Origin of the sequence: Butyricimonas sp. Marseille-P2440 (genome assembly GCF_900091675.1) — a bacterium.
In the GTDB taxonomy this organism is placed as follows: Bacteria; Bacteroidota; Bacteroidia; order Bacteroidales; family Marinifilaceae; genus Butyricimonas; species Butyricimonas synergistica.
Window position 1 is genome coordinate 858,347 of the sequence record NZ_LT594609.1, and the last position, 25,610, is coordinate 883,956.

A 25,610-nucleotide genomic window follows, 5' to 3' on the forward strand; every position below is an offset into this window, starting at 1 on the left:
CCAGAAAAGTGAATGATGATGAAATTGAATTTGGGTATAATTGTATTGATGTCGCTATGGTTGACCGCTTGTAGCGATTTTCTGGAAGAGTCCAGTCAGGATGAGGTCCGCCCGACTCTTGTTACGGATATAGAACAGTTGTTGATCGGGGAGGCTTATTGGAGTTCCCAAGAGTGTCTGTATAATATAACGGATATTTTCACGGATGATATGGGAACTGTTCTCCCGTTGAATAGTATAACGGAACCTATTATTTCACAAAAGTATTATCAGTATTCCTGGCGTACGGATATGTTTGCCGAATCGGGTGGTGGGTTTGATGATAATTTTTGGTCTTTACACTATAAAAAAATTGCCGGGTGTAATGTGGTATTGGATTATTTGGATAAAGTTTCCGGTGATGAGGATTTGCGGGAGCATATTCGGGGAGAAGCACTCGTGTTGCGGGCTTACTATTATTTGCAGCTGGTAAATTTATTCGGCCTCCCGTATAATTACGGGGATCCGAAAGAGAATTTGGGTGTTCCTCTTAAATTAAGCATGGATATTACCGCGGAATTGTTTGTCCGGGAGTCTGTCGCTAAGGTGTACGAGTTGATCGAGCATGATTTGCTGGAAGGGAACCGCTTGTTGGAAGAAAGCACCAAAGAGTATAATTTTAACCGGATCAATCATTTGGCCGCTAAAGCTTTCCTGTCCCGTATGTATCTTTACATGGAGCGTTGGGATGATGCTTTGCGTTATGCGGAGGAGGTCTTGAATGTGCAATCGGATTTGCTTTCATTTTCTTCGTTCTCTGATATTTCTTTCGAAGTAATGTTTTATAGTTCTGGTGTTTATGCGGTAGACACTCCAGAGGAAATTATTTTCGGACGTCCTTATTATACGCCTTCCGTGAATTTTTACACAGAAACGACATTTGTCCCTTCCGATGAGCTGATTGATTTATATGAGTATTATCCTAAAGATCCCGTGTGTATGGGGGATTTGAGAGGAAGATTTTCTTTTTATAGGCAGCGTGATATGAGGGGGGTATTGTACGTGAGTGGATTTTTCAAAGGGTCTATGGTAAAGAGTTCTCCTAATAGGTGTGGTGGAATTCGTGTGGCAGAAATGTACTTGAACCGGGCAGAGGTGAACATTCACAAATTCATGGACTCGGGTGATGACGAATACCGGGTGAAGGCGTTGAGTGATTTGAACCTGTTGCGGGAGCATCGTTGGGATACCCGGAAAGTGGCTTACTCGCCGAAAGAGATCACGGATGCAGGGAAGTTATTCGAGTTTTATAAATCAGAGCGCAGGCGGGAGTTGTGCGGGGAGGATAATCATCGTTGGTTTGATTTGCGTCGTTTTGGAATGCCGGAATTGAAGCACGTGTATCTTCGGACGCAAAGCGAAAAGGAAGAGTTTTCGTTGTCGCAAGGGTCATCTCTTTACGTGTTGCCGATTCCGGAAGAGATTATTCGGGTGAACCCGAAACTGAAACAGAATCCATGAAAATGTGTTATTGATTAAAATAATGAAGATGATGTATAAAATATGGTATTTGATATTGGTGATGAGTTTGTTGGCTGGATGTGCCAATGATGATGAAACTTTGACCGCAACGGAAGAACCCGAGTTCCGTTATACACTTCCACAGGGAAATCATGATTATGATGAAGAGATCGTGAAATGGTATGAAGAGTGTGGTTTTTATATCTTGTATAGGTTTGAACCTAAGGATGTTTATTGGAACTGTTCCGGATGGTATGGATATAGAAAAAATAATGCAAATTTGGGAGATGGACATATAATAGAACAAGCGGATGAGGATTACGTGGGCGAACAATTGACATTATTAAAGAAGATTTTTTTTAATCTTTACCCGAAAGAATTATTGAAAAACGTGATGCCGTTGAAATTGCTATTATGTTCACGTATTACTTTGGATAATAGCCAGTCCTTACGCGAAAAATTGATATTTAATGGATTTGATTGTTTAGCGGTGAATTACGGGAATGATCAAGTCGGGCAATTATCTGCTTCGGAGAAACGGAAGTTAGCGGAAGAGTTGTTGGATTATATTTTAACGCGTGTGAACGAGGTGGGGCTTGTTTCCCGGGACGAGTTTGCGGCTGTTTCTAAAAACTACTACAACACGTATGTGGATCCGAACACATGTTATCAACGAGGATTTCTTGGTCCGAGAGGCTGGGAATTGCCTGTGGATTGGAGTGAATACGTGAAGATGATTGTCAATACTCCTTACGATGTATTAGTGAGCGAGCCTGCCGGCAGTTCGTATAATTGGATGGAAGAAGAATATTTTGGTGTGTTGCATCCTAAAAAAGACGTGAATGGTCTGATTCGCCAGAAATATGACTTGGTGCTTAACGGGTTCAAGGCGATAGGAGTGGACTTGAATCGTATCGGGGAAATCATATCTAGTATAGAATAGAAGCAAGAGGAGTTGTGTCTTGACTTGGAAAGAAGGGATTCTGGTGCGTGGGAACCTTCTTTCCCGCTCCTTTGCATGTTTAATTTTTTAATCATAAAATTCGATTGTATGGAAAATCCTATTGTAAAGGTTGAACATTTGTATCATCGCTACTCGACTCAGTGGGCGGTGGAGGACATTTGTTTCGAGATTAATCACACGGGAGTGGTCGGGTTGCTCGGGTCCAACGGGGCGGGGAAGTCTACCACGATGAATATTATTTGCGGCGTGATCCGGCAGACTCGCGGGGACGTGTATATAGCCGGGATTAATTCGTTGGAGAATCCCGTGGAAGCAAGAAAGAATATCGGTTTTTTGCCACAAAAGCCGCCTTTGTACACGGATATCACGGTCGACGAGTATTTGCGTTTTTGTGCCGAAATGCGGTTAATACCTCCCCGGGAGATCCCGAAAGCGGTAGAGCGTGCGGAAGAGCGGTGTGGGATAACGCATTTCAAGAGTCGTTTGATTCGTAATCTTTCCGGAGGCTACCAGCAAAGAGTGGGGATAGCCCAAGCTATTATTCACCAACCCAAGTTTGTTATTCTTGACGAACCGACTAACGGCTTGGACCCGAATCAGATTATGGAAGTGAGACGGTTGATTAAAGATATCGCGGAAGAGTGCACGGTGTTGCTTTCCACGCATATTCTGTCGGAAGTGCAGGCTACTTGCCAATCCATCATGATGATTGAGCAGGGAAGGGTGATATTTTCCGGGGGTATAGATGATTTTGACAATTATATCGAACCGAATTCTCTGTATGTCTGTTTTGATAATCCTCCTTTACCGGAAGAACTGAAAAATTTGTCGGGGATAAGCCGGGCAGAAAGTCTGGGTGGCCATAATACGCGGGTTTGGTACGATGGGGATAAAGAAACGATAAAATTGTTGGTATCCGAGAGCGTGAAACAAGGATGGGGGGTGGTTGAGATACGACCGGAAAAGAGTTCGCTGGAGGAGATATTCGCAAAGTTGTCAAATGTAAAGAAATAAATACAAGGAAGTTATGAGAGTAATATATAAAATTGCCCGGTTAGAATTAATGAATCTTTTTTATTCTCCGGTGGCTTGGTTGTTGTTGATTGTTTTTACTATGTCCAGTGGTAATTACTTGTTTAATGTTTTGGAACATTTTGCTCACCAGTTGGAATTTGCTCCCGGTACAACATTTATAAAAGTATCTCAAAGGCTGTTTTATCACCCGAATGCCGGGACATGGCGTTCGGTCATGGATACGCTTTATCTTTTCATGCCTTTGCTGATGATGGGAGTCATTGGGCAGGAATTCAGCCGCGGTACAATCAAATTGTTGTTTTCTTCCCCGATTTCCAGTAGGCAAATCGTGTTAGGCAAATACTTGGGAATGTGGTTTTACATCTTGATGATGACAGCCATTTTGTTTATTATGGTGCTTGTCGTGGGTCCTCGGGTTGAGCATTTCGAGTGGGGAGCCGTGCTGACAGGATTACTGGGAATTTTTCTTTTGCTTTGCCTTTACACGGCGATAGGATTGTTCATGTCGTCATTGACCACTTACCAGATTGTGGCCGCTATCGGTATGTTTGTTTTACTTTTCTTCTTGGAACAAGTGTCGAGTTTTGGACAGGAATTTTCTTTTATCCGGGATGTTACTTACTGGCTCTCGTTGGGTGGACGTGCGAGGACTTTTGTGGTCGGTTTGATATGTAGTGATGATGTCGTTTATTTCATTATGTTGACGGGGATGTTTATTTGGTTTACCATTCTGCGTTTGCAGCTGAACCGGGAGCGTCGTTCTTTTTTGGGAAAGGCGGGGAGATACTTGGGGGTATTTGCCATTGTCGTCGTGGTCGGTTATTTCAGTTCCAGGCCTTGGTTGAAGTTTTATTGTGACGCGACTTCCACGAAAGACAACACGTTGACTCCGGCTAGCCAGGAAATTATGAAAGAGTTGGATGGCGGATTGAATTTGACGATTTACTCTAATTTTTTGACTCCCGGTTTTCGGGTGCATCCTAAACACGCGAAATCTGTGGAAGAGATGTTTTCACCGTATATCCGTTTTAAACCGGAAATGAAGGTGAGTACTGTTTTTTATTACCACGAGGACACAACTGAGGCATATCGTCAGTTTCATCACGGAAGGGACGAGGAAGAAGCTTTGAAAGCCGCATTGAAAGCCATGAATCAGCCCCGGCGAGGTTATTTTTTGACTCCCAGCGAGATTGACAAACGAGTGGATTTGTCGGAAGAGGGCTATCGGACGGTATGTTTGCTTGAGCGGGAAAACGGGCAGCGTGTTTATGTTCGTTTTTTCCCGGAAACGCCCCCGTATCCATCCGAGCAGGAAATATCGGCGGCGATGAAACGTTTGGCGATGAAATTGCCGAAAGTGGGTTTTGTTGCAGCCCGGGGAACACGTTCGATTTCCGGTGTGCGTAATAGAGATTACTCGATTATGGTGGCAGAAAAACAGTATCGTCATTCGTTAATTAATCAAGGATTTGAAGTGCAGGAGGTGTATTTGTCCGCTCAAGAGGAGTTGAATGATTTGACCGCTTTGGTGGTTCCCGAACCGACAGAACCTTTTTCCAGTCAGGAATTGGAGATATTGAATCGCTATATTGATAGTGGCAAGAATTTGATCATCATGGGGAAGCCTAAGACGAACGAGTATTTGGCGCCTTTGCTGGAGCGTTTGGGATTGCGTTTTGTTCCCGGGACGCTCGTGCAGCCCGTTGAACATTTGCGGCAGCTGCTTCCGGATGTAAGAGATGCGGGCGATTTCCCTCCCAGCCTTTTGATAACCACAAATACAGAAGTGGCTGAAGAAAAATCTTTGTTGTTTAAAAACTTGTATCGGGTTGTGATGCCCGGAAGCGCTGCTATTGAGGTGGTTGAGGATAAAGGTTTTGAAACGATACCTTTATTGGTTTCCCAGGATACGACGGCTTGGAATGAAGTGGAAACGGTTGATTTCGTGAATGAGAAGCCTCTGCCTAACGTGAATGCGGGGGAGAAAATCGGGCAACATGTCGTGATGTGGGGATTGGAACGAATGATTCACGGGCTGCAACAAAGGGTGATTGTTTTGGGCGATGCAGATTGTTGCAGTATAGGGGAGTTGACTTCTGTCCGTGGAGGAATGAGAACAAATAATGGTGATATGATTATGGCTATGTTTGGTTGGCTTTCTTACGGGGAGTTGCCCGTGGACATCACTCGTCCGACAGGATTAGATCGAAAGGTTGATATTACCCCAGAAGGTGTGAAAGCATGGAATACGATATTAGTTTGGGTATTTCCTGGTCTTTTGTTATTGGTTGGTTTAATATTTCTTATCAGAAGAAGAGGGAAATGAGATTTGTAGTGTGCTAGTAAAGAGGTGCCTGATGTTTTCGGGTGCCTCTTTCGTTTTTAGATAAATAATTTTGTTGTGATAAGATGGTTGGTCGTGCGATATTGTTATATTTGTAATGCACAAATGGAAAATTGGATGTAATGGGTGCCTCTGATGCGGAAATATTAACAGCCTTTCGTAGAGATATGAATAAGGGCGGAGAATTGCTATTCCAACGCTATTATAAACCGTTGGTGCTTTTCTCCGGCTCGATGCTTGATGATTGCAGTTTCCCGGAGGATATTGTGCAGGAGGTATTTTACCAATTTATCAAGAATAGCGCTTATCGGCGGTTGACGCCCGAGGCTTTGAGCACTTATTTGTTCCGCAGTGTGAAAAACGCTTGTTTGAATAAAATCCGGGACCAGAAAGAGTTCGCACAAGCGGAATTACTGAAGTATGATGCCATAGAAGAGGAGGCGACGACGGTTTCTTCGGAATTGATCGAGGCTATTCGCCAAGCGATAGAGAGATTGCCGCAAAAGACTCGGATGGTGGTAATATCTATTGTCGTTGAAGGAAAAAAATACAAGGAAACGGCTGAAGAGTTAGGCGTATCCGTGAATACTGTAAAAACACTATTAAGCGGTGGTTTGAAACAATTGCGCCAGCAATTCCCTGATTCTCTTTTACTGTTTTTCATCTTGGAAAGAAATAGTTTATAAAAACTTTCAAAATCTATTCACCCATTTTTCGATTCCTGTGTTTGTCTTGTAAAATGAATGGATAAACATGATATGATAGGTCAAAACGAAAAAGAAATACGAATTCGGGAATATCTTTCGGGGGAGTTAAGCGAAACGGAAGAACGGGAGTTCGACGAATGGCTTGCCGGGGATATGGATGCCCAACGGATTTTTAAGGAGCGAGCGAAACAATATCACTTGATCCGCTGGGCACGGCGGTGGGATGCGATAGATGACGGTGAGGCTCGGAAACAGGTTGTGGGCAGAGTACACCGCCGTCGCTTGCGGATAGGGTTTATAAGATACGCTGCGGTGATTGCCGTGATCCTGGTTTCCGGGTTGACGGTCTGGAATTGGCAACACCGGTCGACGGAACCTTCCGGTTTGGCTGTTGTTTCTGCTTCTCCGGCAAACGTGCCGATCCTGAAATTAGCTGATGGAAAAGAGATCCCGATTTCCCCTCGAAACATGGAGATCATTCGTTCTACCCGAAAGGTAGATATTCAATTGGCAGATTCCGGGAGATTGGAATACGTGGCAAAGTCGGATTCGATAGCCGGACAGGTGGAGTACAATACCCTTGTTGTACCCCGGGGATGTGAGTTCAACCTCGTCTTGGCGGATGGTAGCCGGGTGTGGTTGAACGCGGGAAGTTCCTTGAAATACCCTGAAACTTTCTCGGGTGGTGAGCGAAAAGTTTACCTGAACGGGGAGGCTTATTTCGAGGTAGAACACGATGCCCGTGTTCCTTTTATCGTGAACACGGAGTCCATGGACTTGCAGGTATTGGGAACAAGTTTTAATATAAAAGCTTATGACGACGAGAGTATGGTTATTACTACTCTTGTCACGGGAAAGATCAGGCAGGAGTTCCCGGAAGTAGGTAAGGATATCACGTTGACGCCCTCACGCCAATCGATATTTGACCGAGTTTCAGGAAAGTTAGAGACTAAACAAGCCGATGTCCGGGAAACCCTCGCTTGGAGAGAAGGCAAAATAGTCGCGAACGACGAACGTCTGGAAGATATTTTCCGTCAGTTATCCCGTTGGTATGATTTTAAAGTGGTGTACACTCAGCCCTCACTGAAAGATGTCCGCTTCTATCTTCATTCCAACCGGTACGCGGAAGTGAAAACCATATTGGAATATCTTCAGACGACGAAAGGAATTCGTTTCACTTATGCGGAGAAAACAATTTACGTGAGTCAATAAAATAAGGAGATGCCCTCACATCCCCCTATCTGTTAGCCCCTCAGCTAACAATTGTATTAATTTAATAATAAGCTAAACAAAGTTATGGGAAAAAAACGAAAAATTCAACAAACGCTAAGAAAAATGAGGACACTTGCATTATTTATGCTTTTGGGATTTTGCACTTGTCACGCGACTATTCGTGGGCAAGAAGCGCGTATCGATCTAAAAATGTCCGACGTAACATTAAGTCAGGTGTTTAAGAATATAGAACAACTGACGGGTTATATGTTTATTTACAAGTCGGAAGATGTACAATCTGTACAGAAGATTTCTGTGGATGTGCAACAAACTATGGTACGGGATATATTGGTTATGTGCCTGAAAAATACCGGTTTGTCGTACACGTTTAAAGGTGATGTGATTGTTATTCAAAACTCGAAGGAACCGGAGAAGAAAGAAATTCGCATTGCGGGACGGGTGACGGACAATAAAAAAGAACCCCTTCCGGGCGTGACCATTAGTGTCAAAGGATTGTCGCTGGGTACGGCGACGGATAGCGAGGGAAAGTATGTATTGAAACTTCCGGAAATGGAAAAGTTGTCCTTGATATTCTCTTTTGTCGGGATGAAAACACAAGAGATAAAATACTCGGGACAGGACACGATCAACGTGGTGATGCAGGAGGACGTGAGTCAGATGGAGGAAGTTGTCGTGACGGGTTACCAGCAAATTGACAAGCGTCATTTGACCAGTGCGGTCAATACCGTGAGAATGGAAGATATTGATGTGCCGGGAGCCAACCGGATCGATATGATGCTGGAAGGGCGTATCCCGGGATTGATGGTTATGCAGAACACGGGACAGGTGGGTGCCGCTCCTAAATTACGTATTCGCGGGACTTCTACTATTTTGGGAAGCCAGGAACCGCTTTGGGTGGTGGATGGCATCATCCAGCAAGACCCGGTGAACGTGGATCCGTCGCAATTGAATGATCTGGATTTCGTGAACGTGTTGGGAAACGCTATTTCCGGCTTGAACCCGAATGATATAGAGCGGATCGACGTGTTGAAAGATGCCTCGGCAACGGCTCTCTACGGTGCAAAAGCCGCAAACGGCGTGATCGTGATCACCACCAAAGTGGGTAAAGTGGGTGCTCCCACGGTAACCTATTCTATGGATGGGACATTTACCCAGCGCCCCCGTTATTCTGACAGGGGTTTCTACATGATGAATTCCAAAGAACGGGTGGATGTTTCAAGAGAATTGATGGAGATGGGCGTGCGTTATTCCGGAATTTATAACGGTACGGACAACTGGATCGGTTATGAAAAGGCATACTTGGATTATTATAAGGATGGAGTCATCGGTTTTGATGAGTTTGCCCGGCAAGCTCAAAGGTACGAAACGATGAATACTGATTGGTTGAAGATTTTGACGAAAGATGTCTTTTCTCACAATCATTCTTTGAGTATAAGCGGGGGGACGGAAAATATACGTTATTACGCTTCTTTCGGGTATGCCGATGAGCGGGGAAACGTGAGAGGAGAAGAGAATGAACGCTATTCTTCCAGCGTGAAACTCACGGCTATGTACGATAAGTTCACGGCTCAAATCGGGGTAACCGGTAGCGTGACAAACAAGAAGTACAACCCGGACGAGTTGAACGTGATGAGCTATGCCCACAGCATGAGCCGGGCTATCCCGCTTCGTGCGGAGGATGGTGAATTGTGGTATTACAAAAAGGACGGGAATCAATATTCTAAGTTTAATATCGTGAACGAGATGGATAATTCCAGCAGGGATATCGACCAGCATACCGTGAATTTGACCGGGCAAGTGCGTTACAATTTCACGAAAGACCTGAAGTTGATTGCGACGGGTTCTTACTCGTTCAGCAACACGAGAGAGGAACTCTGGTTCGGGGAAAATTCCAATAAAGTGACGGTGATGCGGGGAAACCAAGATATGTTGTCCTCTTGTCCTTTCGGGGGAATTTTAACGGAAACGGATACCCGCAGTAATGCGTACACGTTGCGTGCACAGGTGGATTATAGCAAATACTTGGATGAAACCGGCAAGCATTTCGTGAACGCGATGGCTGGTTATGAACTTTCTTCAACCAAGTATTACAAGGAATCGCAAGAGCTGCGGGGATATTATAAAGACCGGGGTAAAACATTCCCGTCCTTCTCTATCACGAGCCGCGATGCCTCGGATTTCGGGAAATATCAGACGTATTATATGTGGTTGATCAATAATTACCCCACCTACACGGATCAGTTGACAAACATGATGTCCGGGTTAGTGACATTGACTTACGGTTATGACGACCGTTATATCATAAACGTGAATGCCCGTGCGGATTGGTCGAATGCTTTCGGAAGTCGGAGCAACGATAAGTTTTTCCCCGTGTGGTCGGTATCCGGACGTTGGAACGTGTCGAATGATGTTTTGAAGAACGTGTCTTGGATCGAGAATTTAGCCGTGCGTTTGTCTTACGGGTTACAGGGAAATATCCTCAACACGCAACCGTCCCGTTTAATAATCAATAAAGGGGATTATGACGATGCCTTGGGCGGATTTGTTTCCACGGTGGATAAGTTCCCGAATCCCAACTTGAAGTGGGAAAAGACTCATTCGTATAACGTGGGCGTGGATTTTAGTTTCTTGAATGGAAAGATCTCGGGGTCATTTGCCTATTTCTATAAAAAGACCAAAGATGCTTTCCTCGAGAAGAGGGTGGCAAGCCAGAACGGTTTGACCAGTTACGTGGTGAATGCCGGTAGCGTGGAAAATAAAGGTGTCGAACTGGCATTGAATTTTACCCCGATCAACAACGCTCTGTCCAGCAACGGGAAAAGAGGTTTCGTGTGGCGTATCGATCCGCAATTGGGACAAACGTTGAACACGTTGATTAATAACAAGATCAACCGAAATAATGATGTGTTGCAGGATGAAATCACGGTAACTGACCTGTTGAATGGTACTGCTCAGGTTGCCGGAACGCCGTTGAACACGTTCTATTCTTATCGTTTTAACGGTTTGGACAACACGGGAAGACCTACTTTCAAGGGCTTGGAAGATAGCCAAAGAGAAGAATTGGCAGAGAAGTATACGGATATGGCGAAGACGGATAAGAAGGACGTGTGGATGGCAGTGTTAGGCGAATCGGGTACCCGTGTCCCCGAATTGCAGGGAGGTATCAGCAACTACTTCGCTTATCGCAATTTCAGTTTATCGTTCAACCTGACGTATAGCATCGGGAACAAGGTGCGCTTGTTTAAGCTCTGCTCCGGACAATACGGGGCAATTAATCCGGCACCTCATAATAACTTGCGGAAAGAGTTCGTGAACCGCTGGAGATACCCCGGGGACGAGAAAAATACGAATATTCCGAGTATCCGTACGGGGTTGGTTGCCCAAGGAAATACCGCGGACGTGGATGCCGATTATGGCTGGTGGCGTAACTACGCGGCGTGGTCGCCTGCTGCGACACGGAATACTTCCAAGTATGAATTGTATGATTATTCCGATTTGCGTGTGGTGCGGGGTGATTACCTGCGGTTGCAATCGTTGAGTTTCCGTTACGTGTTTGACGAGAACTGGATTAAGAAGTGTGGTATGTCGAATGCTTATATCTCTTTATCGGCGACGAATCTGTTCACGATTTGCGATAAAAAGTTGAAAGGACAGAATCCGGAACAATCCGGCACGAGTGATCTGGTGAATATTTCCGTGCGTCCGACCTATTCTGTTAGTTTGAATGTTAGTTTTTAAATAGAAAAGAGATGAACAAAATCCTATATTATTCAGTAGTCCTGTTATTTTTCTTGTGTTCCTCTTGCGGGAACTTTTTGGAAGAGTACTCCCAAAATTCCTCGTATGTCGAGTCCGTGGATGACCTTGAAGAATTGTTGTTAGGCGAAGTCTATATGAAACGGAATGTAAATCAACTTACTTCTGATGGTGCGTTATTGTATTTGCACGTGATGGCGGACGAATCGCGAGAGATGCCTATACCTTCTCGAGTTACTTCCGGAATTGAGTTACAAGCGTGGTTACAAATGTTCGGCTTCTTCACGTATGCGGAAAACCCTTTTGTAAATAGTATCGGGACGGCTCGTGCTGACAGGGATTGGGCGTTGTTTTACAGGCGTATATCCGTGATTAACTCTATCCTCATCGCGGCTCCGGATTACGTGAGTGATGACGAGGAAATAGAGGCTCAACGCTTGCGGGTGACGGGCGAGTGCTATTATTTGAGAGCATGGAACTATTTTATGTTGGCAAACCTATACGGGGCTGCCTACGACAAGCAAAACCCGAATGACGGGGCAAGCGTGACGCTGAAATTAAACCCGGCAGTAGAGGACACGAAATTCGGGAGAGCAAATTCGGGACGGGTGTACGAGCAAATTGTCGAGGATCTGAACTCGGCAATCGGGCTTTTGGAGAAAGGTTCCGTGGTGGATTCCAAGGTGCACGTGACAGTGGCAGCCGCCAATGCCCTGCTGAGCCGGGTGTATCTTTACATGGAGCAATACGATCTGGCTGTGAAGGCTGCCGATGCCGTGAAAGGTTATGCCTTGTACGATATGGTGAACGCTTATACGCCCGGGAGTGGAACTACATTCTTGACGGATGCGCAACCCGAAGTGATTTATGCTCAGGGTAATTACGGTATGAATATTATACATACCGGAACAGGAGGGTTACTTGGAAGTACTCCAACAGTTTCTTGCTATTCGTATGTCGTGTCGGATGAATTAGAAAAATTATTTGATGATAATGATGTGCGATATAGTGCATTTTTTACCCGGTCTTATGGTGTGGAGCATTTGGTTTGTCGTAAGTATCATCCTTTGTTGCAAACGGCGGTGGCGGAAACCGACCCGATAACCGGGGAGAAAGTTTCTCCGGTCATTTCCGGGCAAGACTTGAATGAAATTGGTTCTATCCGTTATGCTGAAGTCATTTTGAATAAAGCGGAGGCACAGGCTTGTACCGGGGATGCCGGGGCAACGGAAACTATCCGACAATTCTTGCAAACCCGTTATTACACGATCCCTGCGATCCCCACTTCCAAAGGGGAGTTGATCGAGTTCATCCGTCAGGAACGCTACAAGGAACTTTGTTTCGAGGGACACCGTTGGTTCGATTTACGTCGCTATGCCGTGAATACGGTTCACCCGCAAGCGATTTCCGTGGAACACGTGTGGCATACCGCTACACAGACAGAGGCAACGGTTGCCGGAAGCTATATCCTGAAAGGATACGATAATACAACCAAGGGAAGCTGGATGTTGCCGGTGCCGGAGGACGTGATTAATTATTGTTACCCCGTGTTGTCTAATTTCGATCGTTTGAGTGGTGTCACCAAAAATTAATAAAAGGAACGTACAATGAAAAAATTGATATTATTATATACTATGATGTTATTCTTGTTCGGGGCGTGTTCCGACGAGGATACTTTGACTCCTACCGGAATTAAGAATTGGTTCGAGATCGTTGAGAAGGAAAACATGGATGTCGTGGATCAGAAGATTTATGATATCTACAAAAAGTTCGGAGTCGGCATATTCTACAACGATACCTTGGGCAGGGAAGATCGCGGACGCCGGGATTCCGTGGGGAATGTCATTTATTATTACGAGGTACTGAATTTGAGTTTTGACATGACGGGTTCCATGGGTTCTGTTATTTGGACTCCCGTGGATGTGAGTTCTCCGGAAAACAAGAAACAGCTATTGCCGTTATTGGATTTTTTGGATGCCACCTTGTTGCCTTTCGCGAAGGAGTCTAATATTAGTATCCCTGCCATTATGATTACGGAAACCTACCGTATCTCTAATAATGATAGAAACGTGTACCGGGGATTTAATTACCTGGGAATTTCTATGGCTAATTTTAGCGAGGATCCGGATGATAAGAGAACTTATTTGGCAGATTTTATCAGTCAGACTTCCGCAAGCAAGATCGAGAACTCGCTCGATGAATACTATGCCATCGCAGAAGCCGAGTTCAAACATTTGACTCCGACCCCGTGGAATATACAATACACGGGTCATTCAAGGACGTTATGCCCGGAATTTCAGAAGTGGATAGATCCGATGTACTGTCTTGAAACTTATGATGAGGAGTATCCAGTCTGGAAAGAAGAAAAAGAAAAGTACGACGCCATGATTGAAGCTGGTGAAGAGTTGACTGCAGAAGAGGAAGCTGCTTACTCCACCGCAACGTGGTGGGTTGAAACGTATGAAGATTCGAAAGCAAATGAAGAAGAGGTTAGAATGAATTATGACCTTAATTGTCCCGAGGCTCATGGAATAATTGAGTTGACAGGTTATTATATGGTGCCGTCCAAAGAGGGAGATTTAGCCTCGTATATGTCCGCAGTGTTTACTTATACCGTGGAAGAATTTAGAGAACTTTACGCCAAATTTCCCTTGGTCATAGAACGTTTCATTTTGTTGAGGAAAATATTGGAAGAAGCCGGTTTTGACGTGGACGGCGTGAGAGAATCTATATAGTGTGTTAATAGAGGAGAGGGGTATATCGTAGAGATATGATATATACCTCTCCTCTTGTTCTGTTCGTGTGCTTGAAATTAGTATTGTATGTAATATAAAGTAATTTGAAAATGTCAGATTCTATTGTAAAAGTGGAGAAATTGTATCACCGTTACACGACACAATGGGCGGTACAGGATTTAAGTTTTGAAATCCGGAAACAGGGAGTATTGGGATTGTTAGGAGCTAACGGGGCAGGAAAGTCCACTACGATGAATATCATGTGTGGGGTGTTGAATCAAACTTCCGGTAATATCTTTATAAATGGGATTAATTTGCGGGAGAACCCGATAGAGGCGAAAAAGTATATCGGTTTTTTACCCCAGAAGCCGCCCTTGAATCCGGACATGACGGTGGATGAATATTTACACTTTTGTGCCCACTTGCGGCGAATGGATGGCAAGAAAGTGCAGTATGCAGTGGAGTCTGTCAAGGAACGATGTGCTATCTCGCATTTTAGCCGTCGGCTATTGAGAAATCTTTCGGGGGGATACCAGCAACGGGTTGGGATAGCCCAAGCGATCATCCATAACCCGAAGGTCGTGGTTTTTGACGAACCCACGAACGGGTTAGACCCGATACAAATCGTGGAAATCCGTAATTTGATTAAAGAAATTGCCACGGATCGGGCTGTCATCCTGTCCACACATATTTTGCCGGAAGTGCAGGTCAGTTGTGATGATATTATCATGATTACGCAAGGAAAATGTGTTTTCTCGGGTAGTATAGAAGAGTTTGACAATTACATCGAACCCAATTCACTGGTTGTTTCCCTGGATGCCGCTCCGGCGGTAGATGCCTTATTGGCAATACCTGCCATCAGTCATGTCGAGAAGTTGACGGAAAAGCGTTACCGCTTGTTTTTCACGGATGCGACGGATATAGCGGATCACGTGGTGCATGCTGCCGTCGCTGGGGACTGGAAGTTGACGGAAATTAATTTGGAACGGGGATCTTTGGATGAGGTATTTGCCCAATTGTCCGGGAAAAGCCGGGTAAGTAAACTGTAAGGTGTATGAAAGTTACTTGGAATATAGCGAAAGCGGAATTACAAACGCTTTTTTTCTCGCCGTTGGCATGGTTAATGCTGGTGGTGTTCGGTATCATGGTGTTCGGAGCTTTTAATGACAAATTTGATATTTTAGTCCGCACGCAGGAACTGGGGGATTGGATCGGACACGTGACACGGCAGTTGTATATCGATCAGGATGGGATTTATGCATCCGTGTTGGAAATCTTGTATTTCTTTTTCCCCCTGTTGACGATGGGGTTGATTAGTAGGGAACTGGGGAGTGGCAGTATAAAGTTGCTGGATTCTTCGCCGGTAAGTACTTTCCAGGTGGTGCTGGGAAAATACCTGTCTATGTGTATTTTTTCACTGCTTATGGTGCTGATATTGTTTATTCCCGTGGTGTTGGGTATTTTTACCGTGGAACACTTGGAAATGAAGGCTATCTTCACCGGGTTGCTGGGAATGTATTTATTGATGTGTACTTACTCGGCAATAGGGCTTTATATGTCTTCTCTGTCAACCTATCCGATCGTGGCGGCAGTGGGAACACTGGGAGTACTTGCGGCTCTGAATCTGGTGGGAAGCGTGTGGCAGGAGTATGATTTTATGCGGGATATTACGTATTGGCTCTCTATCGGCAGCCGTATCGTGAGTTTTTTGACCGGAATTATTGCTAGTGCTGATGTGATCTATTATTTGTTGATTATCTGTTTTTGCCTTGCATTGACTTGGTTGAAATTGCGATTCAGAAAGTTGACTTGGTCATACTGGAAACAGGGGGGCGTTTACTTGGCGCTCATCGTGCTGGTATTAGCATTGGGATATATTTCTTCCCGCCCGAAGATGAGGTTTTATGCCGATGGGACCGAGGATAAGCGGAACACGCTTTCGGAAGTCAGCCAAAAGGTGATGAATAATATCGAGGGTAAAGTGAAAGTCACTACTTACGTGAACGTGTTGCATAAAAATAGTGTTTTTATGATGCCGATATCGATAAATGCGGATAAAGCCCGTTTTGAACAATATATGCGTTTCCATCCGGAGATGGAGTTGGAATACGTTTATTATTACGGGAACACGAGATTCCCGAGTCAGGCTGTAAGTGCATACGGGAGTAAGGATATGCCGATAGATTCTTTGGCAAAATTTATTTGCCGGATAAACGGATTGAAGAAAGAAAAACTTTTGTCCCCGGAAGAGGTGAGCCGGCGTTGCCCGATAGATTTGGCCAAAGAAGATTATCCTGTAATTAAAATTATTGAAGTCGCAGGAAAAGGAATACGACCGTTACGCTTGTTCGAGGATATGCAGGTGTTACCCTCGGAAGCGGAGATTTCTGCTGCGTTCAAGGGAATGAGCACGGAGTTGCCTTTGGTCGTGTTTCTGACCGGACGGGGATCTCAAGATATAACCTCTCGCTTGAGGACGGGATATGATGCGGTGTTTAAGACGCATTATATCAGGGGGTCTTTGATTAATCAGGGGTTCCGGGTGGAGGAAGTGTCTGTCGGGGAAGGGCGGTTGCCGGAGAATACTTCGGTGTTGGTTATCGTTAATCCCTTGGAATCTTATAGCGACGAAGAATTGGAGAGGATACACGGGTATATTGCAGGTGGAGGAAATCTTCTGTTGTTGGGTGATGTCGGGAATGAAAGAGTCATGAATAAGATTGCGGCTCCTTTAGGAATTACTTTTACGGAAGGGTATCTAGTAGAGCCTCATGGTGATGATAGCGAAACGCTTCCCCACGTGGCCGTGTGTGAAGTGCAGGACGATGCTTTCAAAATTAGTCCGGATTTCAAGACGTGGAGGGAAGATCATATTCTGTTGCCGTTGAAAATGGCGACAACTATTGAGGCTGATGCGTCCGGTGACACGGGATTCGAATTTTTACCGATGTTTGCCTCGGCTTCCAATAGCTGGATAAAGCGGGAAAAAGTGAATCTGATGGATGGAGAATTGAAACCCGATGTGTCCAAGGGGGAGATGCAAGGCTCTCGCGTGACGGTAGCCGGTTTGAGGCGGATGGTTGGTAATAAGGAACAACGGGTAATGGTCGCAGGGGATGCCGAGTGGTTATCGAATATCGGCTTATCCACCCAATACCCCGGTATCAATACAAATTCTTTCGGGTTGGCGATGACGGGTATGAGTTGGTTGGTTTACGGGGAATCGCCGATTGTGCCCAAGCGCGGGTTTGTCGCCGATACGAAAATAAATTACCGGGATATACACCTGGAGTGGATTTATTACCTGTACGTGTGGTTGTTGCCTTTGCTCATGGTGTTATTGGGTTTCATGTTGTATTATCGTCGTAACAAACAATAGATTTTTATGAAACAAGTTTATTATATAATGAAGGCGGAACTTCAGTCCCTGTTCTATTCTCCGATTGCGTGGTTGATTTTGGTCATTTTTTCAATACAGTGTGCGATTTCTTTTTGTGATACGCTTGACCAAGTGACGAAGGCAATAGCGGAAGGAATGAAGATGCCCGGATTGACCCGTTGGTTTTTCAACCGTGATTGGCAGGGGATAGGAGTTTTTGGAACGGGGATGCGTTACCTGTACATTTATTTCCCCCTGTTGACCATGGGATTGATTAGTCGGGAAATTGCCAACGGTTCGATTAAATTACTGGATTCGTCACCGGTAAGTGCGGTACAGGTTGTCACGGGTAAGTTTTTGTCCATGATCGTGTACTCGTTCGTCTTGATTGCCGTGTTGATGGTTTTCGTGGTTTTCGGATTTTTTTCGATTGAAAATTTCAGTTGTCCGGTGATACTGGTGATGTTGTTGGGAATGATACTGACGATGGCGACTTATTCCGCTATCGGTCTGTTCATGTCTTCCCTGACCCGCTACCCGGTGGTGGCAGCTATCGGTTCTTTCGTGGTGTTCTTCGTGTTGGAACGTATCGGAAATTACGGGCAAAGTTGGGATGGCGTGCGGGATATTACTTCGTGGCTCTCCTTATCCGGACGGACGGATGCTTTTTTGAAAGGTTTCCTCGTGAGTCAGAACGTGATCTATTTTCTAGGGATAACTGCCCTTTTCGTGGGTTTTACCATGCTGAAATTGTGGCTGTCCCATTTCCATTATAGCGTGTGGAGGCAAAGTTCTTATTACCTCGGAATTTTGGTGATGGTCGTGGGGATCGGGTGGTTGACGTCATTGCCTTCGCTGCGTTTTTATTGGGATGTGACCCCTAGTGAGGCGAATACGATAGCACCGGAGAGTCAGGCAATCCTGAAAGCGTTGAAAGATAAAGGAAAATTGACGATCACGACTTACGTGAATCTGATGGATCGCTATCGCAATATGGGATTGCCCGCTTCTGTCACGAGGGATAAAGCCGATTTTGATAAGTATGTCCGTTTTAAGCCGGATATAGAGTTCAAGTACGTGTATTATTACGCCCCGACGGATTTGCCTCACAATATACAGCGGATGAAGCCGAATCTGACTTTTGAGGAAACGGCACGGGAAATTGCCCGTCTGAGCCGGGTAAATTTCAATATCTTTATGACGAAGGAGGAGATCGACCGGGTGGTTGATCTCGCCCCGGAACACTATCGTTTCGTGCGTTTCTTTGAACTGGAGGACGGCACGAGAAGCGTGTTGCGTATTTACGATGATATTCCCCCTCTGCCTGAAGAGAAAGAATACATGGTCGCTTTTAAACGGCTGTTGGGTGGAATGCCCGTTATCGGGGTTGTTGCCGGACACGGGGAACGTTCCATTTGGGACGGTAGTAACCGGGGATATGAACGGGTGGCTTCCAGTGTGTTTAACCGTTATTCTTGGATAAATCAGGGAATGGATACCCGAGAGGTAACCTTGGATCGTGATGTCCCGGACGACGTGCAGGTTTTATTGATTGCCGATCCTAAAATGAATTACCCGGAAGAGGAGTTGGAACGGTTGGATAAGTATATCGCCGGGGGTGGGAATTTGATTCTTATGGTCGAGCCGGAAAGTCACGGCGTGACTCATCCCCTGTTAGGGCGTTTCGGTGTTGAATTGATGCCGGGATGTTTGGCTCAAAAGCCTAATATCGAGTTGGCGAATGTGGTAGAAACCTATATCACGGATAAGGCATCCCGCTTTTTCGATACCCGGCAGTTCTCTTGGGGAAAAATCGTTGTGGCGATGAATGGAGTGGCAGCCCTGCAATGGAACGAGAACATGGGATATACCGTGACTCCTTTTATGGAAACTTTTCCGGATGCTTGGAACAAGATCGGTAAAGTAGATTGGATTCTGGGTCCTATCGAGGCTGATCCTAAGCGAGGCGAACGGGTGGGAACTCATGTCACGGCATTGGCTTTGACCCGAATGGTCGGGGGAAAAGAACAGCGGATATTTATCTCGGGAGACGCCGATTGGCTTGACAACCGGGAACTTCAGCCGGGAGGACGGCAAGGATTCAGAAGTCATTCCCCTGCCATGTTGAACGATATGCTTAGCGGATGGATCACCGATGGCGTGGCTCCCTTAAAACTCAGCCGATTGCCCGAAACGGATACTTCTATTTCCATTTCACAGGCAGGAGCCGTGTGGGTTCGCTGGTGTCTGGTATGGGGAGGTCCATTGCTGCTTGTTGCTATCGGGTGTTTTGTTTGCATCCGAAGGAATCGTTTTTAAAATATAAACATCAGTTGCATGAATGCGATAGGTCATAACGCCGCCCGGCTTTTGCCCGGAAGCGTGACCTGTCGCTTTCTCTTTTGCCGGGAATGTATTAAGAGGACTAAGAGCAGTTTTCAAAAAGTAGTAACAATACAAACAGGTAGTGTGCCCCAAGGATTTCCCGCAGGGATTTATAGGCGTTTTTCTTTAAAGTTTTCACCGTATTGACGGAAATGCCGAGGGTTTTGGCTATCTCGTTGTTATTCTTGCCGTCAAGACTGACGAGGATCACTTCCCGTGTTTGCGGGGGGAGTTGGTCAATGGCGGCACGTAGGATACGTAGGGTTTCCTGGTAGGTGACTTCCTCGAGGAAAAATTGTTCTTCTGTTTCTTCTCCTTCTATCTTGACGGATTGAGCATATTGATGCTCGATCTTTTTATGTTTTAGATAATCCAGGCAAAGGTTACGAGCCGTTGTGTAGACAAAGGATTTAGCTTTTTCCATGGCATCGAAGTCTGCACGTCTTTCGTATAATTTGATGAAAGAGTCTTGGGCTATGTCTCGGGAAATAGCTTCATCTTCCGTGTATTTTCGTGCGAATTGAAATACCGGTTCAAAATATTCTTGGAAAAAGGACTTAAAACTATTGTTGTTTATCAACATCTTATCCACAACTCATGTTTTCTTGAATACAAATGTATAATTTTTTTCTGTTTTTATTCACCCACTTGTAAAAGTCAGTCGTTATAAAGGAAATTTTAAGAAATGATCTATGAATCGATTGAAGAAACGTTATAAAATAGCCCGGCTGATAGCGAGAAAGGTTTTAGGAATGCTTTCTGAAGAGGATGCGGGTATATTGGAAGCGTGGATGGAAGAGTCCAAGAAACATCAAGAGGAAATGGTTCGTGTGGAAGAACGGCTTAAAGGAGATCTTCGGCGAGGGGGAGAGTTGAATAAGGAAGAAGAATGGAAAGCGTTTCAGCGGAGATTACCTCGTAGAAATACCATTCGCTGGTGGTATTCTGCGGCAGCGATGATTGTCGGGGTATGTCTTGTCGTGGGAGTTTTGCAATTTCGGGAAAGGGAACCTGCATCCATGCAGTTATCTCAATCCATGGGAAATCGGGTTAAAGAATATAAAGCAAAATTGATATTGGATGATGGGCGTTCGGTAAATATCACAGATTCGACTTGCTATACGATAGCCGTGTCGGAAGGAGCAAAAGCAATTACTTCTGGTAATGGGTTGATATATGAAACAAAAAATGCGGGTAATGCTTCTACTTCGGTAAAATATAATACCTTGATTGTTCCCCGGGGTGGGGAGTACGAGTTGGTGTTGGCGGACGGCACGCGGGTATGGATGAATTCGGAATCGAAGATCGTTTATCCCGTGCAATTTAATGGTGCTAGTAGGGAGGTGCAAATGGAAGGCGAGGTTTGCTTCAAGGTGGCGAAAAATGAGAAACAACCTTTTATCGTGAGAACAAAGGAGATCTCGGTAACTGTGCTGGGGACGTTTTTTAATGTAGAGGCTTATCCTGATGAGAAAAATGCGACAACGACTTTAGTAGAAGGACGAGTGAATGTATCGGATGGAAAACAAAGTCGTATCATGTCGCCAAATCAACAGGTGGTGGTGGAAGGGGATAAACTGACGGTGCATGAGGTAGATGCAACAGAAATTGTCCGTTGGGTTCAAGGGATATGTTATTTTTCGGAAACTTCATTAGGAGATATTATGAATAAATTGGCTCGTTGGTACGATATAGATGTATTTTTTGCAAATGTATCGGCGAAAGATGCCCATTTCTCTTTGGAAATCGAGCGTTATGATAATATCTCAACAGTATTATCAAAAATAGAAAAAACCGGACGTGTGAAATTTAAAATTAATGGTCGAACTGTAATTGTAGAAGAGTAAAAATAAAAGCAGTATGTACTGGCATACATCCCGCTTTTACTATTAGCTAAATATCAAACTCCATGGTAGTGGAGAATATTGTTTAACATTATCAACAAAAGTATGAAAAAAAAATGGAGAAACAGTAATTTCTGTCGAAGGAAATTACCTAGAATGCTTGTTATTATGAAAATGTGGATTGTTTTGCTATTGGTTTGTACGATGCATTTGAATGCGTCAACGTTGTACTCGCAACAAAAAAGAATGGACATTTCCATGAAAAATGCTTCCTTGGTGGATGTGTTCCGGTATATTCGTCAAAATAGTGAATATACCTTCGTGTATGATAGTGATGCCGTGAAACGAGCAAATGCTATTTCAGTAGATTTGAAAGATGCAACCATAGAGGAAATTCTGGAACAATGCTTGAATGGAAGTCGATTTACTTATCTGATCGAGAATCATTTGGTGATCATCAAGGAACAAAAGGCTGTAAACCAGGATTCTAAAAAAACTAGGAAAATTGTAGGGCAGGTTGTTGATGGGGCAAAACAACCTCTTCCCGGGGTGACTGTAGTGGTGAAAGGACTCACGATTGGTACGGCAACAGATGGCAAGGGAAAGTATCAATTGACTTTGCCTAGTATGGATAACATGTATATCGTGTTTTCTTTTATTGGAATGGAAACCAAAGAAGTGAAATATACAGGACAAGATACGATTAACGTGTTGTTGAAAGAAAACGTGAATGAAATGGATGAGATCATGGTGGTAAGTACTGGGTATCAAACTGTAAATCGGAAAGATATGGTCGGTTCCTACACCGTTGTGAAGGCTGATGAAGTGATGATACCTGCTTATTCAACTATCGATCAAATGTTGCAAGGGCAAGTTGCGGGAATGATGATCACTACTTCAAGTTCGAGAGTAGGAACGAGTCCTAAGATTAAAATTCGGGGGACATCGACTTTACTGGGTAACCAAGATCCTCTGTGGGTTGTAGATGGTATTATTCAAGAAGACCCGATTTCTATAAATCTAATGACGAACCTTGCCGACGATTTGAAAAATATTTTGGGGAATCAAATATCTTGGTTGAATCCCAATGATATAGAAACGATTACTGTTTTGAAAGATGCTTCTGCAACAGCCGTTTATGGTTCCCGTGCATCTAATGGCGTAATTGTCGTTACCACGAAAAAAGGGAAAGAGGGACGTATGTCTGTTAATTATTCGGGGAGCATTTCTTTCACGGCAGCACCCACGTATGATCGGTTTAATTATATGAATTCTCAAGAAAGAATACAATTTGCAGAGGAAGCTTATAATTATGGAGCAAGGTATAGCAAAGAACCGATAAAACAGGCTTGTACTTACGAGGGGTTGATGAAGATGTATATTAATGGGGATATTAACCAAGAGGAATATTTACAGCGTAAAAACGGATTGGAGTTAGTGAATACGGACTGGTTGGATTTGTTGACCCGGGCAACGGTAAATCATAACCATAATATTAGTGTATCTGGAGGAACAGATAAAGTAAATTACTTGGTATCTGTCGGGTACAATAAAAATAATGGTCAGGAAATCGGAAATAGCGGAGAACGTTTAACTTCTCGTATTTCTGTTGGGATAAAATTCCCAAGGCGTATAAAGGTGGATTTTGGGATTAATGGTTCTGTATCAAAAAACAAAGGATATGCTCCCGGGGTGAATCCTTTGGGGTATGCGTTAACTACAAGTCGGGCTTTACCGGCTTTTGATGAGGACGGGGATCGATTATTCTATTTAAAAAGAAGTTCATATGCCTACAATAACGAGTCCGAAATTTTAAAATATAATATTTTGAATGAGTTGGAATATAGTGGTTCTGAGGTTAAAGATAGTCGATTAGCTTTGAGTTTAATATTGTCATGGGATCTTTGCGATTGGTTGAAATATCAATTCACAGGAGGCTATACATATTCCAACCAGAATCGTCAGGCATACCGAGAGGAGGAAACTTTTGCCGTGGCAGACGAGTATAGAGGATATGATTTTGAGAGTATTAATCCGGATAATCCTTGGTTCAAGGCAGCTCTTCTTCCTTTTGGCGGGGATATATTTACTTCTGATGCTATACAACAAACTTATAATATTCAAAATCAATTGCTTGTTTCAAAAACATTTGAAGATAGACATCGTTTGAATGTGATGTTGGCAACGGAAGTCCGTTCAACGATTAATAATGATCATTCAAATACCTTGTGGGGATACGTAAAAAGTAGAGGTAATACATTGGTCTCACCCACGGCATGGAGTGATTTTAAACCCATTGGTGCAAAGCCCCAGAGTGGTGTTGGAGAATTATTTAATAAGTTATATTCTAATAGTGCTCAAATTTACGGTAAAACAGATAACTTTTTTTCATTGTTCGCGACGCTTGCTTATTCTTTCTCAGATCGTTACGTGTTGAATGCCAATTTTCGTCACGAGGCATCCAATCGTTTCGGGCAAAATGTAAATAAAAGATTTGATCCGGAATATTCCTTTGGTATCGCATGGCGAGTGACAGAGGAACCTTTTATGCGAAGTCGTTTGAATTGGTTGTCACAATTGAATATAAAAGCTACTTACGGTATTCAAGGTAATGTTTTAACGAACATCGGATCTGATTTAACATTGTACCAAGGAGGTGTTGCCGATGTTTTTAACGAATATCAATCTACGATAGGTAGAATACCTAATCCTAATTTATCTTGGGAACGTACCAAAACATGGAATTTAGGAGTCGATTTGGAATTATTCAAAAAAGTATCAGTTGTATTTGAGTATTATACCCGGCGTTCTAATGCTATCACGAGTCAAGAAATCCCTTACGAGAATGGTTTGGGATCAATGGATATTAACGGGGGGATTATTCATAACAAGGGGGCAGAGATTACTGTGAATTTTGTTCCGGTAAAAACGAAAGATTTTGCGTTGAACGTGAGTGTAAATTCTTCTAAAAACTGGAATACCACGGAATCGGAACCGGTAGATATGCCTGGTTTAAGAGAATTCTTATCGGGAAATTCGATGAAGGTCATGAAAAAAGGTTATCCGCTAGGAGCGTTTTGGTCGTATAGCTTTGCAGGATTGAGTCACGAAGATGGAACACCTCAATTTAATTTATTGGAAACATCCGAAGAAAAACCGTATAATGGAGATCCAACAAGTTTTTTGGTGTATTCCGGAACAACTGAACCTTATTTTACGGGAGGTGTGAATTTGAATGTGAGGTATAAATCATTTACACTGTCTTCCATGTTTTCGTTAATATTGGGAGGACGTAAACGATTGGCTTCCCCTTATGCCAATTTTAGCAATAAAGTTTCTTTACCGGATGAGGTCGAAAATGTTTCTAAAGATTTGAAAAAACGTTGGATGAAACCGGGAGATGAAAAACACACGAATATTCCGGCATTAATTAGGGGTAATTATATGGTGGATGTTCCTTCTGGACGAGAGAATATGATTGAAATGTGGGAAAAGTCTGATGCTATGGTAATTCGTTCTTCTTTCCTTCGGTGTCGTAATTTAAGTTTGGGGTGGAGAATGAGACCGGAAATTTCTCAAAAGATTGGATTATCAAACTTATCCTTCAATGCTTCAGTTAGTAATCTTTTTGTCATCGCTTCCAAACGTTTTAATGGTTTTGATCCAGAATTGAACGAGAGTATAATGCCTCGAAATTATTCATTTAGTGTTAGTATTGGATTTTAAAT

The 25,610-nt window shown here is 43.9% G+C and carries 15 protein-coding genes; 14 read left to right on the plus strand and 1 reads right to left on the minus strand.

Annotation, left to right across the window (positions count from 1 at the left end):
* The first annotated feature begins 12 nt into the window (after window positions 1-12).
* The 12 genes from BN8899_RS09260 (at window position 13) to BN8899_RS09315 (ending at window position 19,972) form a co-directional block, all read left to right on the plus strand.
* Window positions 13-1,500, plus strand: coding sequence for a RagB/SusD family nutrient uptake outer membrane protein (locus tag BN8899_RS09260; RefSeq protein WP_065219194.1), 1,488 nt, complete (start codon window positions 13-15; stop codon window positions 1,498-1,500).
* 28 nt (window positions 1,501-1,528) lie between these two features.
* On the plus strand, window positions 1,529-2,443 hold the full coding sequence (locus BN8899_RS09265; protein WP_148375352.1) for a hypothetical protein: 915 nt from the start codon (window positions 1,529-1,531) through the stop codon (window positions 2,441-2,443).
* A 108-nt stretch (window positions 2,444-2,551) separates the two neighbouring features.
* Entirely contained in the window at window positions 2,552-3,478 is a 927-nt protein-coding gene (locus tag BN8899_RS09270) for an ABC transporter ATP-binding protein (protein ID WP_065219196.1), read from the plus strand.
* Between the two features lie 13 nt (window positions 3,479-3,491).
* Window positions 3,492-5,825, plus strand: a complete 2,334-nt coding sequence (locus tag BN8899_RS09275; RefSeq protein WP_065219197.1) for a Gldg family protein — start codon at window positions 3,492-3,494, stop codon at window positions 5,823-5,825.
* Between the two features lie 140 nt (window positions 5,826-5,965).
* The gene (locus tag BN8899_RS09280) at window positions 5,966-6,529 is read left to right on the plus strand and encodes an RNA polymerase sigma factor (protein WP_065219198.1); all 564 of its coding nucleotides are present in this window, start codon (window positions 5,966-5,968) and stop codon (window positions 6,527-6,529) included.
* Window positions 6,530-6,601: 72 nt separating this feature from the next.
* Window positions 6,602-7,762: a FecR domain-containing protein gene (locus BN8899_RS09285; protein ID WP_222860555.1), complete on the plus strand. Its 1,161-nt coding sequence runs from the start codon at window positions 6,602-6,604 to the stop codon at window positions 7,760-7,762.
* Window positions 7,763-7,885: 123 nt separating this feature from the next.
* The gene (locus BN8899_RS09290; protein WP_222860556.1) at window positions 7,886-11,521 is read left to right on the plus strand and encodes a SusC/RagA family TonB-linked outer membrane protein; all 3,636 of its coding nucleotides are present in this window, start codon (window positions 7,886-7,888) and stop codon (window positions 11,519-11,521) included.
* 11 nt (window positions 11,522-11,532) lie between these two features.
* Window positions 11,533-13,131 carry a RagB/SusD family nutrient uptake outer membrane protein gene (locus BN8899_RS09295; protein WP_065219201.1) on the plus strand — a complete coding sequence of 533 codons (1,599 nt, stop codon included), beginning with the start codon at window positions 11,533-11,535 and terminating at the stop codon, window positions 13,129-13,131.
* A gap of 15 nt (window positions 13,132-13,146) precedes the next feature.
* Window positions 13,147-14,274, plus strand: a complete 1,128-nt coding sequence (locus tag BN8899_RS09300; protein WP_065219202.1) for a hypothetical protein — start codon at window positions 13,147-13,149, stop codon at window positions 14,272-14,274.
* 110 nt (window positions 14,275-14,384) lie between these two features.
* The gene (locus tag BN8899_RS09305; RefSeq protein ID WP_065219203.1) at window positions 14,385-15,323 is read left to right on the plus strand and encodes an ABC transporter ATP-binding protein; all 939 of its coding nucleotides are present in this window, start codon (window positions 14,385-14,387) and stop codon (window positions 15,321-15,323) included.
* 5 nt (window positions 15,324-15,328) lie between these two features.
* Window positions 15,329-17,653 (plus strand): ABC transporter permease subunit, encoded by a 2,325-nt coding sequence (locus BN8899_RS09310; protein WP_065219204.1) that lies wholly within the window; start codon window positions 15,329-15,331, stop codon window positions 17,651-17,653.
* Window positions 17,654-17,659: 6 nt separating this feature from the next.
* The gene (locus BN8899_RS09315) at window positions 17,660-19,972 is read left to right on the plus strand and encodes a Gldg family protein (RefSeq protein WP_065219205.1); all 2,313 of its coding nucleotides are present in this window, start codon (window positions 17,660-17,662) and stop codon (window positions 19,970-19,972) included.
* Window positions 19,973-20,078: 106 nt separating this feature from the next.
* On the opposite strand, the gene BN8899_RS09320 is transcribed toward BN8899_RS09315, so the two are convergent.
* Window positions 20,079-20,621 (minus strand): RNA polymerase sigma factor, encoded by a 543-nt coding sequence (locus BN8899_RS09320; RefSeq protein ID WP_065219206.1) that lies wholly within the window; start codon window positions 20,619-20,621, stop codon window positions 20,079-20,081.
* Window positions 20,622-20,730: 109 nt separating this feature from the next.
* Between BN8899_RS09320 and BN8899_RS09325 the strand changes: the two genes are divergently transcribed.
* Both BN8899_RS09325 and BN8899_RS09330 read left to right on the plus strand, forming a co-directional pair.
* On the plus strand, window positions 20,731-21,885 hold the full coding sequence (locus BN8899_RS09325; protein ID WP_065219207.1) for a FecR family protein: 1,155 nt from the start codon (window positions 20,731-20,733) through the stop codon (window positions 21,883-21,885).
* A 165-nt stretch (window positions 21,886-22,050) separates the two neighbouring features.
* On the plus strand, window positions 22,051-25,608 hold the full coding sequence (locus BN8899_RS09330) for a SusC/RagA family TonB-linked outer membrane protein (protein WP_231932311.1): 3,558 nt from the start codon (window positions 22,051-22,053) through the stop codon (window positions 25,606-25,608).
* The last annotated feature ends 2 nt before the right edge of the window (window positions 25,609-25,610 follow it).

What these genes read in the sequence shown, in the direction of transcription:
- BN8899_RS09295 (WP_065219201.1), top strand. Translation starts at nt 11,533, where the DNA reads ATGAACAAAATCCTATATTATTCAGTAGTCCTGTTATTTTTCTTGTGT.
- BN8899_RS09315 (WP_065219205.1), top strand. Translation starts at nt 17,660, where the DNA reads ATGAAACAAGTTTATTATATAATGAAGGCGGAACTTCAGTCCCTGTTC.
- BN8899_RS09300 (WP_065219202.1), top strand. Translation starts at nt 13,147, where the DNA reads ATGAAAAAATTGATATTATTATATACTATGATGTTATTCTTGTTCGGG.
- BN8899_RS09260 (WP_065219194.1), top strand. Translation starts at nt 13, where the DNA reads ATGATGATGAAATTGAATTTGGGTATAATTGTATTGATGTCGCTATGG.
- BN8899_RS09310 (WP_065219204.1), top strand. Translation starts at nt 15,329, where the DNA reads ATGAAAGTTACTTGGAATATAGCGAAAGCGGAATTACAAACGCTTTTT.
- BN8899_RS09325 (WP_065219207.1), top strand. Translation starts at nt 20,731, where the DNA reads ATGAATCGATTGAAGAAACGTTATAAAATAGCCCGGCTGATAGCGAGA.
- BN8899_RS09265 (WP_148375352.1), top strand. Translation starts at nt 1,529, where the DNA reads ATGATGTATAAAATATGGTATTTGATATTGGTGATGAGTTTGTTGGCT.
- BN8899_RS09330 (WP_231932311.1), top strand. Translation starts at nt 22,051, where the DNA reads ATGAAAATGTGGATTGTTTTGCTATTGGTTTGTACGATGCATTTGAAT.
- BN8899_RS09280 (WP_065219198.1), top strand. Translation starts at nt 5,966, where the DNA reads ATGGGTGCCTCTGATGCGGAAATATTAACAGCCTTTCGTAGAGATATG.
- BN8899_RS09305 (WP_065219203.1), top strand. Translation starts at nt 14,385, where the DNA reads ATGTCAGATTCTATTGTAAAAGTGGAGAAATTGTATCACCGTTACACG.
- BN8899_RS09285 (WP_222860555.1), top strand. Translation starts at nt 6,602, where the DNA reads ATGATAGGTCAAAACGAAAAAGAAATACGAATTCGGGAATATCTTTCG.
- BN8899_RS09275 (WP_065219197.1), top strand. Translation starts at nt 3,492, where the DNA reads ATGAGAGTAATATATAAAATTGCCCGGTTAGAATTAATGAATCTTTTT.
- BN8899_RS09320 (WP_065219206.1), bottom strand. Translation starts at nt 20,621, where the DNA reads ATGTTGATAAACAACAATAGTTTTAAGTCCTTTTTCCAAGAATATTTT.
- BN8899_RS09270 (WP_065219196.1), top strand. Translation starts at nt 2,552, where the DNA reads ATGGAAAATCCTATTGTAAAGGTTGAACATTTGTATCATCGCTACTCG.
- BN8899_RS09290 (WP_222860556.1), top strand. Translation starts at nt 7,886, where the DNA reads ATGAGGACACTTGCATTATTTATGCTTTTGGGATTTTGCACTTGTCAC.